Raw genomic sequence first — 17,869 nt, forward strand, 5'->3', positions numbered from 1 at the left:
ATTTTTTGAAATAACGGAACCCATGTCCTATCTGCGCGAAGGCCAAGCATTGAGACGTTCTCACCTTAACCCTGCTTAATACTATTAAGTGGGTACTTTAATGGCACTAAATGTAAGCGCTTTCGAATTTGCGAAAAGGAGGTGAAACCGTTATGCCATAAAGGATCAGCTTCTATCATGAGTGAAAAATAAGAGGGAGGCAAATGAAAAATGAGAGCAAAAAAGTGGTTGGCGATGGTATTGGCGTTAGTCTTGGCACTTCCTTTCCTGCCGGCGGCGAATGTGTCGGCACAAGCCCAGCAAGGCGGAACGTTTGTGCTTAACCCGGCAAAAACGATCGATAATTTGGAGATGCTGCCGGCGGCGGCGGCGGAACGGGACGATGCGATCACCATATTTAACGCCGGGGTACCGAAATATTTTTGGATCAACAATTTTGGTGAAAGAAGCAGCGACTATTTGAAATGGACTGTGCGTTCGGATTTGAACGAAACAACCGATTATTTTGCTTGGCTGCATTTGAAAGCAACGGCGGGTACGCAGTTCAAACTGACTGTTAAGCAAAATCAATCCTCTACCGAAACGAATTTCACCAAAGAGCACAATGGTTGGGAAGTAGCGGAAGTCGGCGCACTGCAAATCCCGCCGGGGGAAAGCACGATCACGCTTACGAAGGTGACGAGCACCAATCAGAATATCTCCATTAAGGGGCTTGATATGATCCGCCTTTCCGACAAGGCGGCATACTTGGACAGAGCAGCCTCTTATAAAGCCGCGGGAAGCGAGCAACGGGCCAAATTTGGCAATTCCGGCTACGGTTTGTTTTTTCAGTACGGCACATGGGGGTACCCGCAATTCGGATCGAAAAAGAACGCGGAAGATTCCACAAATGATTTTGATGTCGAAGCGTTTGTGGACATGTTGGAAGATACGGGCACAAGCTTCGTCATCTGGTCGATTACATGGTGGCAGTACAGAATGCAAATGCCTGTGCAGGCGGTAGATGACATTATGGGCGATTCTTCGCTAACGACGGAACGCAATTTGGTGGGTGAAATCGCAGCTGCAGCCAAGGCCAGAGGCATCGACTTTTATTTGTATTACCACCAAGGTATTCAGCAGGAGCCGGCTTGGAAGTCGAAACAAAATTGGCCGAACGATTTTACGAAATACGGAGTCGGAGATCGCAGCACATTTATTAATAACTGGGAAAAAGTCGTTAAGGAAATAGGCACAACTCTGGGAACGAATTTGGACGGCTGGTTTTTCGACGATGGCTGCGTCTATTATCCTGCACCGTTCGAGAGAATGGCCCTCGCGACGAAGGCGGGCAATCCGAATCGGATTGTATCTTATAATTCCTGGGAAGGGACGAAGATCACTGAGTTCCAAGATATGATTTTTGGCGAAGGCACTTGGGGAGACATTACGGAGCCTACGGCGAACGGTATATTCCAAGTGGGCAGAGAAGCAGGCCTGCAGCAAGTGGGGATGCCGATGCTGAATAACGACAACTGGGGCATTACAAGCCAGAACGAAGCGATTGATCTGACGGTCAATACGAATACGTTGATTGCCAATGTAAAGAGCGCATCGGAGAGAAAGGTGCCAATAGCGCTTAACATCAAAATGTGGGAGGGAGGCACGACCGGGGATTCGACCATTCAAGCTCTCTTTGCGTTGAAGAAAGCGATCCGTCAAGCAGAGCCTGAGCCGGAAGTGTTGGTGAACGATAACGACTCCCGAATCAGGTACTCCGAGAACACCGGCTGGACCTATGGCCCGAACGTCTACAGCGGCTACCATAACAACGACACCCACTATTCCAAAAATACGGAGGCATCGCCGTCGGTCGAATTTCAGTTTATGGGTACCGGCATCGGCGTGATCGGCAATAAAGCGTCATGGTCTGCGAATATGGACGTCTATATTGATGGAGATATCGCGACGGGCACGATTACGGGCAGCGGGGCCTTTAACGGCAGCCCCGAACAAAACCGATTCGAGGCTTACAAAAAGACRGATCTGCCATACGGGCTTCATAAAATAAAAGTGGTGTATAAGTCCGGAGCCCAAGAGGCGCAATTGGATGCGTTTAAAGTGTATAACAATACGACTCAGCCGCCAGAAGAAGATTATCCTGTAAAAAATGTGCTGATTTCCAGCGAAAGCGATGAGATGGGATTATCATCGTCTATGCAAATGACGGCTTCGGTCATCCCGCAATACGCAAGCGACAAGTCGGTCGAATGGTCTGTCGGGGATGTTAACGGCAGTACCACAACTCTCRCCGCGATCAACAGCAACGGATTGCTGACATCCAATCAGTCAACGGGAACGGTTAAGGTTATTGCCAAATCCAAATCAAATGGGGCAATCGTTGCAGAGAAGCTTATTATGATCAAAGTGCTGCCGAAAGTGACAACGATCTACGGAAACGACCCGGCTGTCGTGAAGAAGGGCGCGTGGACGACGAGAGCTACCAATAAATCGATCGATTCAACAGAGGCGGGCGCAACGGCCGTCTACAGCTTTATGGGCAATATCATCGAATGGTATGGCGTTATCGGCGATGATCATGGCATTGCCGATGTCTATATCGACGGCCAATATGTAACGAACGTAGATCTGTATTCGACGAGCCGAGAGACCGGAGCTTTGCTGTTCCGTTCGGAAGATTTGGGAGGCGGTCAGCACACGATCAAAATTGAGGTGCAGGACAGCAAAAATCAAGCGTCGTCGAATCGCTATGTAGAGGTGTATTCTTTCCGAATAGAAGAATCTTTTAATAGTCCATCTACGCACAAAAAGGAGATTAAAGATTTAATCGATTATGTTGAAGAACAAAAATTAACGCTGGATTATCCATATCTCGTACCTGTGGTCAAGGAAGCTATCAAAAAAGCGCTGGAAGAAGCATATGTCGTCTATATGAAGGATGATCCATCCGAAGCAGAAATCACGGCTGCATATGAAAACCTTCTTGCGAAAGTGCATTTAATGAGTTTTACAGGCAATAAGACGGAATTGAGCCACTTGTACAACTTATATGAGGACCTTGCGCAAGGCGATGTGCCTGACGAAGTATGGGGAGTATTTCATGCGGCATTGGCGATAGCGAAGGATACATTAGCTGATGTGAATGTATTACAGGCTGAAATCGATCTGGCAAAAAACGAACTACAAGGAGCAATCGATCGTTTGGGGGCGATAGCGCCAGCCACCTATACCGTAACTTTCAACAGCAATGGCGGCAGCGATGTTTCTGACCTGTCCAATGTTACTAGCGGCAGCACGATCACGGTACCTATAACTCCTGCCAAAACAGGATATACCTTTAACGGCTGGTATAAAGAAGCAACATTTAAAACCGCATGGAATTTTTCAACGGATAAAGTAACGGGAAACATTACTCTGCATGCGAGGTGGGGAGAGAATACACCGACACAACCGACACAACCGACACCATCAACACCAGAAATATCGAAAGATGGGATTGTTGTTGAAAATCTAAAACCGAACAAAGACGGAAATGCAATAGTAGAGTTCGGTGAGCTGGATATGGATGCAGCTATAAAAGCTGCAGAAGTCAAAAAAGATGGAAGTAAGCAAATAACAGTACGACTTAACAGCAAGGAAGATATACAACAATATACGATAACCATTCCTTTAGATACGGCAGCAAAGGAAAAGGTTGATATTGTGCTGGAGACAGCAATTGGCAGCGTTTCATTACTGAATCATGTCGTAAAAGAGCTGGCAAATGATAAAAACAGCAAGATTGATATAATCATAAGCCGTTCTGACAAAAATCAATGGACTAAGGAGACACAGCGACTTGTAGGAGATAGACCGATTGTGGATGTGAAACTTTTGCAAAATAATAAAAAAATAAATGCAACCGCAAAAGTGTCCATAAATTATGGTCCAAATGAAAAGGAAAGGTCTGATTCTGAACATATTGTAGTATATAAAGTGGCGAAAGACGGTTCAATTGCCATTGTAACTAATGGCAAATATGATGCGGCAACCGGAACAGTTACAGTATCAGGACAAGCAAATGCAATCTATGCGGTAGGTTTTGTTAAGAAGAAATTTGACGATACATCAAACGTTAAATGGGCTGAAAAACAGATATCGGTAATTGCATCCAAAGGCATCATAAATGGAACAAGTGAAACTAGCTATTCGCCTGAAAAGAGTATAACAAGAGCAAATTTCTTGAAGCTGTTAGTAGACACCTTGGAGCTTAGCGCAGACGCCAAAAATAATTTTCATGATGTGGCGGAGGATGCACACTATTATAAGCAGATTGCGATAGCCAGGGCGCTTGGCTTGGCGTCCGGTGTAGGAAACAATCAATTTAATCCGGAATCCGAGATTAGCAGACAGGATATGATCGTACTGATAGATAGAGCGCTGAAGATTGCAGGAAAAGCGCCTAGCCTAGGGGATAAGTCTGATCTAGATTCATTTGCTGATGTGAAGGAAATATCTGGTTATGCTTTAGAGAGCGTAGCGTCATTGGTGAGAGAAGGAATCATATCGGGCACCGGCAGTGGAATTGATCCGAAAGGATCGACAACCAGAGCGCAGGCAGCTGTGGTGCTTTATAACTTGTATAATAGGTGACCGCCAACGTTCGGAACAAATTTACGGGGAGTGAATGCAGTGAAAATAAAAATGATTAGCACGTTGCTATCCGTGATTATTTTGATGACAGCGATTTTTTCGAGTTTTTTTTCTGTATATGCCGAAGATAAACAAGCCGAGATACAAATACAAACAAAATCGAATGAAAACCTTGCAAGACAATCAGGCGTAACATACCAAGCGAGCTCGGAAGATCCTCTTTATCCGGTTAGCAAGGCTTTTGATGGAGATCGTATAGATTGGGAAAACGGTCGATGGGCTGCCAAAGCATTTAATGACCAGTGGCTAGAAGTGGATTTTGGATCCGTCGTCACTTTTGACAAAATCGATATTTATGAATTTGATTATCTTAAAACGATTAGAAACTGGAGACTTGAGTACCATGACGGTTCAGATTGGAAAACAATAAAGACGGGAGATCGCTTTGCTAAAGGGCCTAATGTATTTACGTTTGAATCGGTGCAAGCCCAAAAAGTGCGATTGTTTGTTGTACAAGCTGAAGGGGATTTTCCAAGCATTTGCGAATTCGAGGTTTACAATACGAAAGAAGCTCAGCCGGTCAAGTATACGGTTAGCTTTAACTCAAACGGAGGCAGTGCAGTAGCCGCGATCAGCCCGATTACGGGAATTTTACATGGCGCCACAATCCCTGAGCTTCCAACATCAACATTATTGGGCGGCTTTATATTTGAAGGCTGGTTTCTGGATGACCATACGTTTAAACAAGAATTTACAAGCGAAACAGCTATTACCGCAAGCATTACCGTATACGCTAAATTTTCTTCGAAAAGTTCTCCAGAAGTGAATAAAGCATGGCTTGATGCCCATATTGAATTTCCCAAAACCTGAATCTTGATCATTATCTGGAAACAGGAAAAGCAGAACTTTTAGATGCTCTTGCAAATGCTAAAGAAGTATCCGAAAACCCGAGCGCACTTCAAGAGGATATTGATTTAGCAAATCATAATCTTAAATACGCGCTTTATAGAATGAGAATGAAACCAAGTAAGGAGAAACTAGAAGAATTAATTAGTAATTAAAGTAATCAATAGCTGGCGATATGGTGGCTAACAACGGAAACTAGAATGACATGCAATCAAACGGGCGGGACATGATCCATTCATGTCGCGCCCGTTTCCGTTGATGCGTTTTTTCTTTTACTTCTCCGCATCTAGTTCTCATGTCTGCACCGACCGGAGGTGCTGGAGGTAAATGATGAGTTACTATCCATCACGCGCGCAAGGATAAAAAAATCTATGATGAGCATTCGTTAATTGGCTTATTAAACAGCGGGGCATGGACTCTAGGATCGGACTGTAGCTCATGATTGAGCATGCTATAAAAGATCCAGACCCATCAAAGAAGGTATGGATCATTTCTAAGGAAACACTCGTTGAAAATCCAGGTGCTAAAAAGATTTTCAACGAGCTACGTGATACGCTCACAGCGAACTTTCCGTGGATGGAGTATCACATTGTCGAACCAAAAGAAGATAATATACTTTTAGTTTGTAGTATAGGTAAGGGATATGAAGCTCCCAACGTTACCTTTAAGTATGGTGTCAGCCGCCTGAAAATCGAACCTGTGCGTGATTTTCTCGAGGCTGTGTTTCTTGCAGATGGTGGAGAATTTTTGTTGCAAAATATATAGTTTATAGGGTTGACACTATACTTTTTACATTGTGCAGTTTATTTTTTGAAATTACAATTTAATTAATATGAATACGCTTTATTTCATCTTTTTATTCAATTACATGTCATAATAAATCTGAAGGGGTGCACCTATAGAATGATAAAAATACAAAATGTTGTGGATGATTTATTGGCCCCGGTTACTCCAATTGCAGGCAGCGTGGATACGTTAAAGTTCGGAAATCCACAAACGGAAGTCAAGGGCATTGCCGTTGCGTTTATGGCCTCGCAGCAGGTGCTCGAATGGTCTGTCGCAATGGGGGCGAACCTCATCATTACGCATGAAGGAACCTTTTTTAGCCACCATGATGCCAAGGAATCTACTTACGTGAATGATCCTATTTATAAGGCTAAAAGCCGATTTATTGAAGAATCGGGTTTGGCGATTTATCGCTTCCACGATTATTGGCATCGGTACGAGCCAGACGGCATTATGGAGGGGCTTATTCACGCCTTGGATTGGAATGATCGTGTGACGGAGCATTTGCCCGCCGCATCAATCGTTGCCGTTCAACCAATGAAGCTCGAGCAAGTGATCGAGCATATCAAAAAAAAACTGGGAATCCGTTATGTGCGTACAGTAGGGGATTTATCCATGAGTTGCAGCCGGATTGGATTGTTGGCCGGCTACAGAGGTGGAGGGGACAACGCGATTCCTTTATTTGCAAACTATAAGCTGGACTTGATCATATACGGCGAAGGCCCGGAGTGGGAGACGCCAGAGTATGTAAGGGATGCCGTCCACCTGGGCAGGCACCAAGCACTAGTTGTTCTAGGTCATTCCGAAAGCGAGCAGCCGGGTATGAAACTGCTGGCTGATCGGCTTCGCCATAAATATTCTACTATTCCTGTTCATTACTTGCCTGTAGATCCTGTTTTTAAAGTGGTCTAACCCCCAATAAGAGGAGGAATATGATGCAATTACATCGTGCTATTCTAGTTGATGATGAACCATTTACCCGCAAAGGCTTAATGAAGCTGATCGATTGGGAAACCTGCGGCTTTCAGATCGTAGGGGAAGCTGACAATGGAGAGGATGCGCTTGAGCTGATCAAGCGTGTGCAGCCAGAGCTTGTCATAACGGACATTCGTATGCCGGTCATTGATGGACTTGAGCTGATTCGATGCGTCATGCTGGAAAATATAGCAGTACCTTATTTTATTATCATTAGCGGTTACAATGACTTCAATTATGCCCAGCAAGCGATGCGTTATGGCGTTCATGATTTCGTTGTTAAACCGGTCGATGAGATTGAATTCGCCGCTACGTTAACTAAATTAAAAGATAAATTAATACTGCAGCAAGAGGAACTGGCTAGAAATGAAAGGCTGCTTGGCGGTGAAATGATTAAATCACTCATTCTCGGTGAAGCGAGCGAGGCGTCCATTGCAGAATGGGAGCAGCGTTTGAACCTGAGTAAAGCTGATCGTTTATATTATTTGCTTGCTGAGCTGAACGATAACTACAACTGGCATCCGTATGAGGAGAAAGTTCCCTACGCGCGCTTCAAGGAGCTTGTTCAACAAGAGCTTACGCGTATAACCTCTGCAGATCAGCCTATTTGCTTAAATGAGCATCGCAATCGTATCGGGATTTTGCTGCCTAGTTATTTACTGGTAAGATGCGGTGGAGATCTCGAGCGATTGTTAACGGCCTTTCGAGATGCGCTGGATGCACATTTGGGAAAAGGTGTATTTCTTTACGCAGGTTCTGCTGTTCAACATTTGTCGGAGATCCGGGAATCATACAAGACCGCCAAGGAAGCCAGTTTACACAAATATATATACGAGGACAATCGCATCGTTAGCTTCGATCAAAAAAAGCTGGAGAGGCTCAATTATATCGGGTTTGATCCTGCTGAATTTAATTTATTTATGGAGCAAATGGAAGAGCTGCAGCTGGAGGCAGTGAAAACAATTGTTGAAAAATGGTTTATAGATTTTCGTGAGAAACGATATGCTCCAGAAGCGGTTAAGATGAACATCCAGCTATGCTTGATGGGGATTTTGAAAACGATCCGCAATATGGAGGGGGATGAAAACTCCTTGCATACACTGGGACCGCTCCTAAACTGGCATGATTCTAATTTATCGCTCGGTGAACTAAAAAAACTGTTTCATGCATTTATCGAAGAGAGTCAGCAAAGTATTGCAGAGCTTAGGAAGGAACAGCTGAAGAGCGATATTCAAAAAATTAAAAGCTATATTGAAGCTAATTATTCGCAAAACATCAGCTTGAAGAGCATTGCTGCGCTATTTTATGTCAATCCGGTCTATCTAGGCCAATTATTTAAAAAGACATACCGCGTATATTTTAATGAATTTTTACTCCAGCTTCGAGTGAATGAGGCCAAAAAGCTGCTGAGACAATCGCGCACCATGCGTATATATGAGATTGCAGAGAAAATTGGCTTCAGCAATGCAGATTATTTTGTAACGCAATTCGAGAAGATCGAGCATATGACTCCTACAGAATACCGAAATAAGCTTTTGTAGGCGTAGTTTCTTAAACCATCCGTTAGCACAAGAAAAGGAGAATATCCGTGAAGCTGAGCCTAAGTCTCAACAATGTTCGTCTGCGGAATAAGCTGCTCATCCTTTATATCTTTTCGGTGTTTCTTCCAATCGTGTTAACCAATGTTATTTTTTATAATGTGACGACGGATAATGTGAGAAATCAGCGGATGAAGGATATTACACGAGCAGTAGAACAGATCAACAACGAATTCCGCGCCGAAGTCGAGGATGCCGTTACCATTTCCGCTGTGTTTTATACCGATTACAACTTAAACGAAATTTTAGAAACGGACTACCAAGAGCCTGCTGCTTATGTAGAAGCTTATGATACGTATTTCCGGAGAATTTTGAATAGCTATACTCCTGTTTATGCCTCCATTCAAAGCATAAAAATTTTCGTAGAAAATCCAACAATGCTGCATTCAGGCGGCGTTGGTTATTTATCAAACGAAATTAAACAGTCTGACTGGTACCAATTGCTCAAAGAAAGAGACAATTCTTACCCTATTTTCATTCGAACGCAGCAGGAGGATTTGTATCTGAAAAGCGATGGCGCGGATAGACGGAACACATTCAGCATTATCCGTGAGATGAATTATTTTGAATCCAAAAATAAATGGCAAAAGTATTTGAAAATCGATTTGAAAACGAGCACGATTGACCAAATATTTCGAAATCAGAACCTGCAGGGCAACATTTATTTAATTGATGATAAAGGTCATGTGGAGTATACGACAGACCCTGAGGTGGACTGGAGCGGAAAACCGGTATCGTTTGATGAATTGGTTTTTCCAAAGGATTCCATCCAATTTCCTTCAACAAATTCCTATGTGAGTTATTTGGAAAATTGGCGTATTGTCGGTACGATCTCGGAGGAAGAGGTGCTTAAGGATGTTAGACAGTCCAGAGAATTTGTTTTTGTGCTGGCCTGTTTAAATATTTTCATCCCAACGCTGATTATATTATGGATTTCACGTTCACTGCACGAGCGGTTGGTTCGCATTTTGCAGCATATGAAAAAAGTGAAAAACCAGAACTTCGATACGATTAAGCAGGGTGAATCCTTGGATGAAATCGGACAATTAACGAGTGAATTCAATCGAATGACGATACAAGTGAAAAGCTTGATTGATGATGTTTATATTGCGGATATTCAGACAAAAACATTGGAGCTTGAGCGGAGGAAAGCGCAGTTGAATGCGTTGCAAAGCCAGATCAATCCTCATTTTCTGTTTAACGCGCTGGAAACGATTCGAATGCGAAGCCTCATCAAGGATGAGATGGAGACGGCTAAGATCATACACAATATGGCGAAAATATTTAGAACCTCGCTCACTTGGGGCAAGGACCGCGTTATGGTTAGCGAAGAAATTGAATTTATTTTGTGTTTCCTCGAAATTCAGAAATACCGCTTTGAAGATCGGATGAATTATCACATTCACGTAGATCCTTCTGCTAAAGAGTGTAAGGTGCCGAAAATGATGTTTTTGCCGTTTGTAGAAAATGCAAGCATCCATGGCATTGAGCCGTTAAGGCAAGGGGGGAGCATTCAAGTACAAGTTGAACGTGATGCTGACACGTTAATCTTCTCGATTAGAGATAATGGAATCGGCATGAATGATCAAAAAGTCAAACAGTTTTATGGCTATTTGGAAAGCGACGAAGAGCTAGGCGAGAGAATAGGCGTTCAAAACGTTATTTATCGCTTAAAGCTGATTTATGGCGACCGTTTTCAACTATTAATTAAAAGTGAACCTGGGGAAGGCACCTTTATAAGGGTTGCTGTTCCAGTTGAGATATAGGGCTGCTCGTTAAATCGATTATCCTATATGTTTTTTTAAGTTTGAACTATAGTTTATTGGGTAAACAAAGTATTTTAGATTACTTATAATGAAAGTGCTTACAAAAAAAGTTGCACTCGAAAGGGGCTGGGGAAAGTGAAAAAGAAAATATTATTGACTTGTATGACTGCCTTTATGATCTTTACTGCTGCATGCTCGAACAGCGGCAATGGCGGAGAAGCAAAGCCAACAAACAGCACAAACACTCCTGCAAATACTGCAAGTGAAGGGAAAGAAACAGATAAGCCGGTTGAAAAAGTTACTTTTTCTTATTTCAATGGTGTTGCAGCAGCTAAGGACATTAACAGCAACGAGACGACGATTGGTAAAATTTTGGAGGATCAAACGGGTGTTAACTTTAAAATCGAGCATTTGGTTGGCGATTTGAACACAAAGGTTGGCACGATGATCGCATCAAACGCTTATCCAGATGTTATGATTCCGGATGCTGCAATTGACAAGATTTTAGATGCAGGTGCGTTTATTGCACTGGACGATCTTATTGAGCAATACGGCCCTAATATTAAACGGGTATATGGCAAGTATTTTAATCAAATGAGAGCCGCGGACGGCAAAATTTACTTCCTGCCATTCTCTAATACAGTTGGCGAGTATATTCCGGATCCGAACATTAACCAAGGTGCATTCTGGGTACAACGGAGGGTATTAAAAGAAGCAGGTTATCCGAAAGTAACAACGCTTGATGGTTACATGGATCTCATTAAAAATTTCGTGGAGAAGCACAAGGATGAGGATTTGACTGGTTATGTTTCACTGACACATGACTGGAGATTTTTCGCAACTTCCAACCCTCCAAACCATTTGGCAGGTTACCCGAATGACGGCAACGTCATCGTGGATATGAACACCTTCGAAGCAAAAACATACGCTGCGGATGAAAATACGAAGCGCTGGCTTCAAAAGCTAAATGAGATCAATGCTGAAGGCTTGTTCGATAAAGCTTCCTTCGTAGATAATTTTGATCAATATTTAGCTAAATTGACTTCGCATAAAGTGGTTGGCTTCTTCGATTACGGCTGGCAGTTTGCTAATGCGCAAAATGCGCTCAAGGACGCCGCTAAACAAGATCCAACACAGGATGATTTCGTATACTTCCCGCTGCCAGTTACTTTTGACGGCCAAAAGGATCAATACCTGGATCCTCCAGGCTTTGTTAAAAACCGCGGTATGGGTATTACCGTGAGTGCGAAGGACCCAGCGCGCATTGTTCAATACTTGGATAATCTTCTAACAGACGAGAACCAAATTCTTCAGAAATGGGGAATTAAAGGGGAAACGTACGAAGTAAATGAAAATGGAAGAATGTACCGTACAGCGGAACAAATCGCCAAAATCGATGAAGCTTTCAACGAAAAATTTGGATTTAAATATTATTCTTGGAACTGGCCACTTTACAACAATGGCTCGTCTCTGCCGGATGGCAACTCCGTATCACCAGGAATGCAAGCAGAAGTATTCCAAATGAGCCTAACTAATGAAGACAAGACTATTCTAGAAAAATATGGCGTGAAAACGTATTCCGAACTGTTTGCAGCACCGGACGATCGTCCATGGTACCCTGCTTGGGGCATTCCGAAGGAGCAAGGCTCCACGCAGCAAATTTGGGAAACGAAAAAAGATGAGCTTACGAAAAAATACTTCCCTAAGCTTGTCCTTGCGAAACCAGCTGACTTTGAGAAGGTATGGACAGAATATACAGATGCATTCGGCAAGCTGGATACAGCTGCCTACGAGAAATGGACAACAGATGAAGTGAAGAAATTGATTGAAGCATCCAAGCAATAAAATAGAAGGATCGGTGAAAGGCCGGCTTGCGGATGCAAAATGCCGGCCTTTCTTCAAATATAAGAATTTATAAGTTTGTTAACTTATAAAAGACTTATATTTCTCTGTCAAAGCTGCTTCGGCGTCCAGAGGTCGCCGAAGACGCTTTTGCTTGCTATCCAGCATCATTCAGTCCGGAAGGAGAGATTCAAGATGGAACATAAGCCCGATATGTCATCGTCAAACCTGGTGCTGCCTAAGAAGCCGTCGGGACTGAAGAATTTTGCGAAAAAGCTCATTGAGCAGCGCGTGCTTGTTCTTATGTCTGTACCGTTTCTAGCGTGGTTGTTTATTTTTAAATATATGCCTCTATGGGGGTGGACGATCGCCTTTCAAGCCTATAAGCCAGCGAAAAGCTTTAGTGAGCAGAAATGGGTTGGATTTGATCATTTTAAATTTTTATTCGAGGACGAAAGGTTTCTTCGCGTCTTAAGGAATACAGTAGCGATGAGCGGAATCAATCTGGTTCTCGGCTTCGTTACGGCAATCACACTCGCTTTGTTGTTAAATGAGGTCAGGAAGGTTGCTTTTAAACGTATTGTTCAAACGGTCAGCTATTTGCCCCATTTTATTTCATGGGTAGTTGCGGCAAGCATTATTCAAACAACGTTATCTCCAGATGGCATTATTAATCAAATGCTGCTTTGGATCGGATGGGTGGAAAAAGGCGAGGAAATATTGTTTCTCGGTATACCTGAACAATTCTGGACCATTTTTGGAGCAAGCTCTGTATGGAAAGATGTAGGCTGGAATACAATCGTCTACCTAGCGGCAATGACGATGATTGACCCTGCGCAATATGAAGCAGCAGAGATGGATGGAGCAGGCCGAATTAAACGGATGTGGTATGTAACGCTTCCGGGTATCAAACCGGTTATTATCGTATTGCTCATTATGAATATCGGGTATTTGCTGGAATCGGGCTTCGAGCCGCAGTATTTGCTGGGGAACGGCATGAACGTCGATTTTTCCGAAAACCTTGACATATTTGTTCTTAAATACGGGATTGCGCAAGGCAACTACTCGCTATCGATTGCAGCGGGGATGTTTAAAACGATTATCAGCTTTATTTTATTGTTCGCAGCGAACAATCTTGCAAAACGTATGGGCGAGTCCAGACTGTTTTAGAGGGAGGGGTACAACATGAGTCATTCGGCATCGGAAGCTGTGTCAAACAAACCAAGCCGCATCCGCTCATCACGCGGCGATCTCATATTTGATATTTGCAATTATATATTTCTTACTTTACTGATGGTTGTGACCTTATATCCTTTCTTGAATACGGCCGCCGTATCACTTAACAATGCGACGGATTCGATTAAGGGCGGCATTTATTTGCTGCCAAGGATATGGACGCTGGACAATTATGCCTATGTGCTAAAAGAAGCAACGATATTCCATGCAACGCTGATTTCAATCCTTCGAACGGTGATTGGAACGATTGCTACCGTTTTTTGCTCAGCGATGGTCGCTTACACGATTACTAGGCAAGAATACGTTCTTAGGAAATTCGTAACGATTGCGTTCATCTTGACAATGTATTTTAATGGCGGACTTATTCCTAACTTTTTGTTAATCCGTGATTTAGGCTTGATCAACAATTTTTGGGTCTATATTTTCCCAGGCTTAATCGGCGTATTTAACTTAATCATTATTCGTTCCTTTATTGAAGGGCTGCCAGAGAGTATTTTGGAATCAGCAAGAATAGATGGTGCAGGCGACTTCAAAATGTTCTACAGCATCGTTCTGCCGCTTTGCGTACCTGTACTTGCAACGGTTGCTTTATTCTCAGCCGTGTATCAGTGGAATCAATGGTTTGACGTGTTCTTGTACAATTCCTCGAATATCGATCTCAGTACGCTGCAGTATGAGCTGCAAAAAATTCTTCAGAACTCCAATGCATCCTTGACGGCGAAGACGGCTGCCGATGCATTCTCGGGCGCGGCCAATTCTGGAGGGAATTCGGTGACACCGCTTGCGGTTCGGGCAACGATGACGATTGTGGCTTCCTTGCCGATCATTATGGTATATCCGTTTCTACAGAAATACTTTGTAAAAGGTATGACCGTAGGCGGCGTGAAAGGTTAATAGACAGGGGGAAATACGATGAGCAGCAACTCAGCCAATTCTATTCCTAAGTTATACGAAGCATTTAAAGATTCATTTGATATAGGCGCAGCGGTTAATCCGCGTACCATTGTTCAGGCTCGCGATCTCATTGCGACCCATTTTAACAGCTTGACTGCTGAGAATGAAATGAAATTTGTTAGCTTGCACCCTTCCGAAGATACCTATACGTTCGAAGACGCAGACAAAATCGTCGCATTTGCAAGAGAGCATGGGAAAAAAATGAGAGGGCATACACTGGTCTGGCATAATCAGACATCCGATTGGCTGTTTGAAGAAGCGGATGGCAGCCCGGTTAGCCGCGAGAAGCTTTTAGATCGATTGAAATCGCATATTCATTCCGTTGTTGGCCGTTATAAAGATGATATTTATGCATGGGACGTCGTAAATGAAGTCATTTCTGACGAAGGCGCAGCTATGCTGCGTCCAACCAAATGGCTGGATATCGCCGGAGTGGACTATATAGCCAAAGCGTTTGAATTCACACATGAAGCAGATCCTAAAGCTCAGCTTTTCTACAATGATTATAATGAGTCGAACCCTCTGAAACGCGATAAAATCTATCAATTGGTTAAATCGCTGCTAGAGCAGGATGTCCCGATCCATGGCGTTGGCCTTCAAGCGCATTGGAGCTTATATCATCCTCATTTAGATGAAATACGGGCTGCTGTCGAGAAGTACGCTTCACTTGGCCTAAGACTGCAATTAACAGAGCTTGATATATCGATGTTCCGCCATGATGATGTACGAACCGACTTAGCAAAGCCTACTGAAGAAATGCTGGAGCTGCAGGAGAAACGATATGAGGCTGTCTTTCATTTGCTGACGGAATATCGCAATCATATTGATGCGGTTACGTTCTGGGGAGCGGCGGATGATTATACGTGGCTCAGTGATTTTCCTGTACGTGGACGGAAAAATTGGCCAATGCTATTTGATGAGAACCATGAGCCAAAAGGTTCGTTCTGGCGCGTCATGAAGCAGCACTCATCTCTCTGAGCCAGCTTACAAGGAGGCACGTTAATAAATGGACAGTCACACGTACAAGGCTTGGCTGAATCCTCAGCGGATAGAGGATTTGCATTTGAAAAAGGAGTATTCGGCTCTTTTTGGTCAGATCGTCTTTAGTGGCGTGGCGACCGGCGTTTTGGAAACGGCAATCAAAGAGCTGCAGCATGGTATTCATGCCTTAATCGGCATAATCCCGGCAGTAAAGGAGCGGGCTGAGCCTGCGACGGCTGGCTTTCTTCATATTATGGTGGACTCCGTATTGATGGATTCTGATAGATGGGAGCCGTCCAAAGCGGGATATATAATTCGGTACAGCTCTCAGCAAGGCCATGGCAATTTATCTCTTGTCGGCGGATCAGATACAGCCGTATTATATGGTGTGTTTCATTTGCTGCGTCTATTAGGCGCCGGTAAGCCAGTGAAAGAACTGAATGCCGAGCAATCTCCAGCCATGTCGCTTCGAATGATTAATCAGTGGGATAATGCTGACGGTTCGGTAGAGCGAGGGTATGCGGGACAGTCTATATTTTATCAAAACGGAGAAATAACGAGTGATTTTAATCGAATAAACGATTATGCGAGAATGCTCGCATCCGTTGGCCTCAATGCGATTTCTATCAATAATGTGAATGTCCATGAGATTGAAACGATGTTCATCACAGAGGAAAAGCTTCCTGTTGTTGCGGTTATTGCAGACATTTTCCGCAGGTACGGAATTACGCTGTTTCTGAGCGTTAACTTTGCTGCCCCTCTGCAAACCGGAGGTCTGGCCACTGCAGATCCGCTGGATGCTGGTGTGCAGCAGTGGTGGAAGGAAACGGCTGAACGGATCTACGCGTTTATTCCTGACTTCGGTGGTTTCGTCGTGAAGGCAGATTCTGAGCATCGGCCGGGGCCATTTGCTTATGGACGTGACCATGCAGATGGAGCGAATATGCTGGCTGAAGCACTGGAAGCTCACGATGGCATCGTCATTTGGCGCTGCTTCGTTTATGACTGCATGCAGGATTGGCGTGATCGGAAGATCGATCGAGCACGTGCTGCATTTGACCATTTTAAACCGCTCGATGGTCGTTTTCGGAGTAATGTCATTCTACAAATTAAGAATGGACCGATGGACTTTCAGGTTCGCGAGCCCGTATCCCCATTGTTTGGCGCGATGAAGAAAACGAACCAGATGATGGAGTTCCAGATCACTCAAGAATATACCGGCCAACAGAAGCATCTTTGCTATCTCGTCCCGCAGTGGAAGCAGGTAATGGATTTCGATACCTATGCGGAAGGTGCATCGACTGAAGTTAAGCGAGTGGTGGATGGCACATTGTACGGTATGAAATATAGCGGAATTGCAGCGGTGAGCAATATTGGGAATGAAGAGAGCTGGACAGGGCATATTCTCGCACAAGCCAATCTTTACGGATATGGCCGGCTGGTGTGGAACCCGGCTTTAACAGCCGAGGAGATTTCGCACGAGTGGATAGCCGCAACGTTTGGCAATGATGCTGAGATAGCTTTAGCAATCGGTGACATGCTGATGAAGTCGTGGCTGTTATATGAAAGCTATACGGCACCGCTTGGCGTAGGCTGGATGATCACGCCTAACCATCATTTTGGTCCGGATGTCGATGGCTACGAGTATTCAAGATGGGGAACCTACCATTTTGCAGATCGTGACGGTATCGGCGTTGACCGGACGCAGGCGAGTGGAACAGGATATACCGCACAGTATAATGAACCAAACCGTTCGCAGTATGATAGTTTGGACACTTGTCCAGACGAGCTGCTGTTATTTTTCCATCATGTGCCTTATACCCATGTACTCCATTCTGGCAAGACGGTCATTCAGCATATCTACGATACCCATTTTGCGGGTGCGGAGGAAGCAGATCAGATGCTGCGGGATTGGGCAGGTTTGGCGGGCAAAATCGATGAAGCAAGGTTTGCGCATGTCGCTGAGCGCTTGACCTTTCAAGCTGCTCATGCCAAGCATTGGCGCGACGTGATCAATACGTATTTCTACCGCAAATCGGGCATTGCCGATGCGGCTGGTCGGAAAATATTTTAATGGGTTTGCATGCGAGGTGGAGATTTGTCCACCTCGTTTTTTGTTAGGACAAGCACAATATTCAGTCCGCTGCCGCGTTGGTAGAGGGCTGTTTTTGTCTATAGATAAAACCTTTACAA

Annotated in this window: 11 protein-coding genes; all 11 read left to right on the forward strand. The window is 44.0% G+C overall.

Features of this window, described 5'->3' with window-relative positions; genetic code table 11:
- The first annotated feature begins 210 nt into the window (after positions 1–210).
- The 11 genes from AC1DM9_RS25555 to AC1DM9_RS25605 all read left to right on the forward strand — a co-directional run bounded on the left by AC1DM9_RS25555 (position 211) and on the right by AC1DM9_RS25605 (position 17,750).
- Positions 211–4,632, forward strand: a complete 4,422-nt coding sequence (locus tag AC1DM9_RS25555) for an S-layer homology domain-containing protein (protein ID WP_477582894.1) — start codon at positions 211–213, stop codon at positions 4,630–4,632.
- 39 nt (positions 4,633–4,671) lie between these two features.
- Positions 4,672–5,502, forward strand: a complete 831-nt coding sequence (locus tag AC1DM9_RS25560; protein ID WP_477582896.1) for a discoidin domain-containing protein — start codon at positions 4,672–4,674, stop codon at positions 5,500–5,502.
- 474 nt (positions 5,503–5,976) lie between these two features.
- The gene (locus AC1DM9_RS25565) at positions 5,977–6,303 is read left to right on the forward strand and encodes a hypothetical protein (RefSeq protein ID WP_477582898.1); all 327 of its coding nucleotides are present in this window, start codon (positions 5,977–5,979) and stop codon (positions 6,301–6,303) included.
- Between the two features lie 138 nt (positions 6,304–6,441).
- Positions 6,442–7,236, forward strand: a complete 795-nt coding sequence (locus tag AC1DM9_RS25570; RefSeq protein ID WP_477582900.1) for a Nif3-like dinuclear metal center hexameric protein — start codon at positions 6,442–6,444, stop codon at positions 7,234–7,236.
- A 20-nt stretch (positions 7,237–7,256) separates the two neighbouring features.
- The gene (locus tag AC1DM9_RS25575) at positions 7,257–8,840 is read left to right on the forward strand and encodes a response regulator (protein ID WP_477582902.1); all 1,584 of its coding nucleotides are present in this window, start codon (positions 7,257–7,259) and stop codon (positions 8,838–8,840) included.
- A gap of 47 nt (positions 8,841–8,887) precedes the next feature.
- Positions 8,888–10,663: a sensor histidine kinase gene (locus AC1DM9_RS25580; protein WP_477582904.1), complete on the forward strand. Its 1,776-nt coding sequence runs from the start codon at positions 8,888–8,890 to the stop codon at positions 10,661–10,663.
- 135 nt (positions 10,664–10,798) lie between these two features.
- Positions 10,799–12,508, forward strand: coding sequence for a type 2 periplasmic-binding domain-containing protein (locus AC1DM9_RS25585; RefSeq protein ID WP_441879111.1), 1,710 nt, complete (start codon positions 10,799–10,801; stop codon positions 12,506–12,508).
- 192 nt (positions 12,509–12,700) lie between these two features.
- A complete protein-coding gene (locus AC1DM9_RS25590) occupies positions 12,701–13,675 on the forward strand; it encodes an ABC transporter permease (RefSeq protein WP_339207628.1) in 975 nt (324 codons plus the stop codon).
- 15 nt (positions 13,676–13,690) lie between these two features.
- The gene (locus AC1DM9_RS25595; protein WP_339207630.1) at positions 13,691–14,635 is read left to right on the forward strand and encodes a carbohydrate ABC transporter permease; all 945 of its coding nucleotides are present in this window, start codon (positions 13,691–13,693) and stop codon (positions 14,633–14,635) included.
- Positions 14,636–14,653: 18 nt separating this feature from the next.
- Positions 14,654–15,673 carry an endo-1,4-beta-xylanase gene (locus AC1DM9_RS25600; protein WP_477582907.1) on the forward strand — a complete coding sequence of 340 codons (1,020 nt, stop codon included), beginning with the start codon at positions 14,654–14,656 and terminating at the stop codon, positions 15,671–15,673.
- A 28-nt stretch (positions 15,674–15,701) separates the two neighbouring features.
- Positions 15,702–17,750: an alpha-glucuronidase family glycosyl hydrolase gene (locus AC1DM9_RS25605; protein WP_477549678.1), complete on the forward strand. Its 2,049-nt coding sequence runs from the start codon at positions 15,702–15,704 to the stop codon at positions 17,748–17,750.
- Positions 17,751–17,869 lie beyond the last annotated feature (119 nt).

It is taken from the genome of Paenibacillus sp. 01T431 (genome assembly GCF_056398625.1).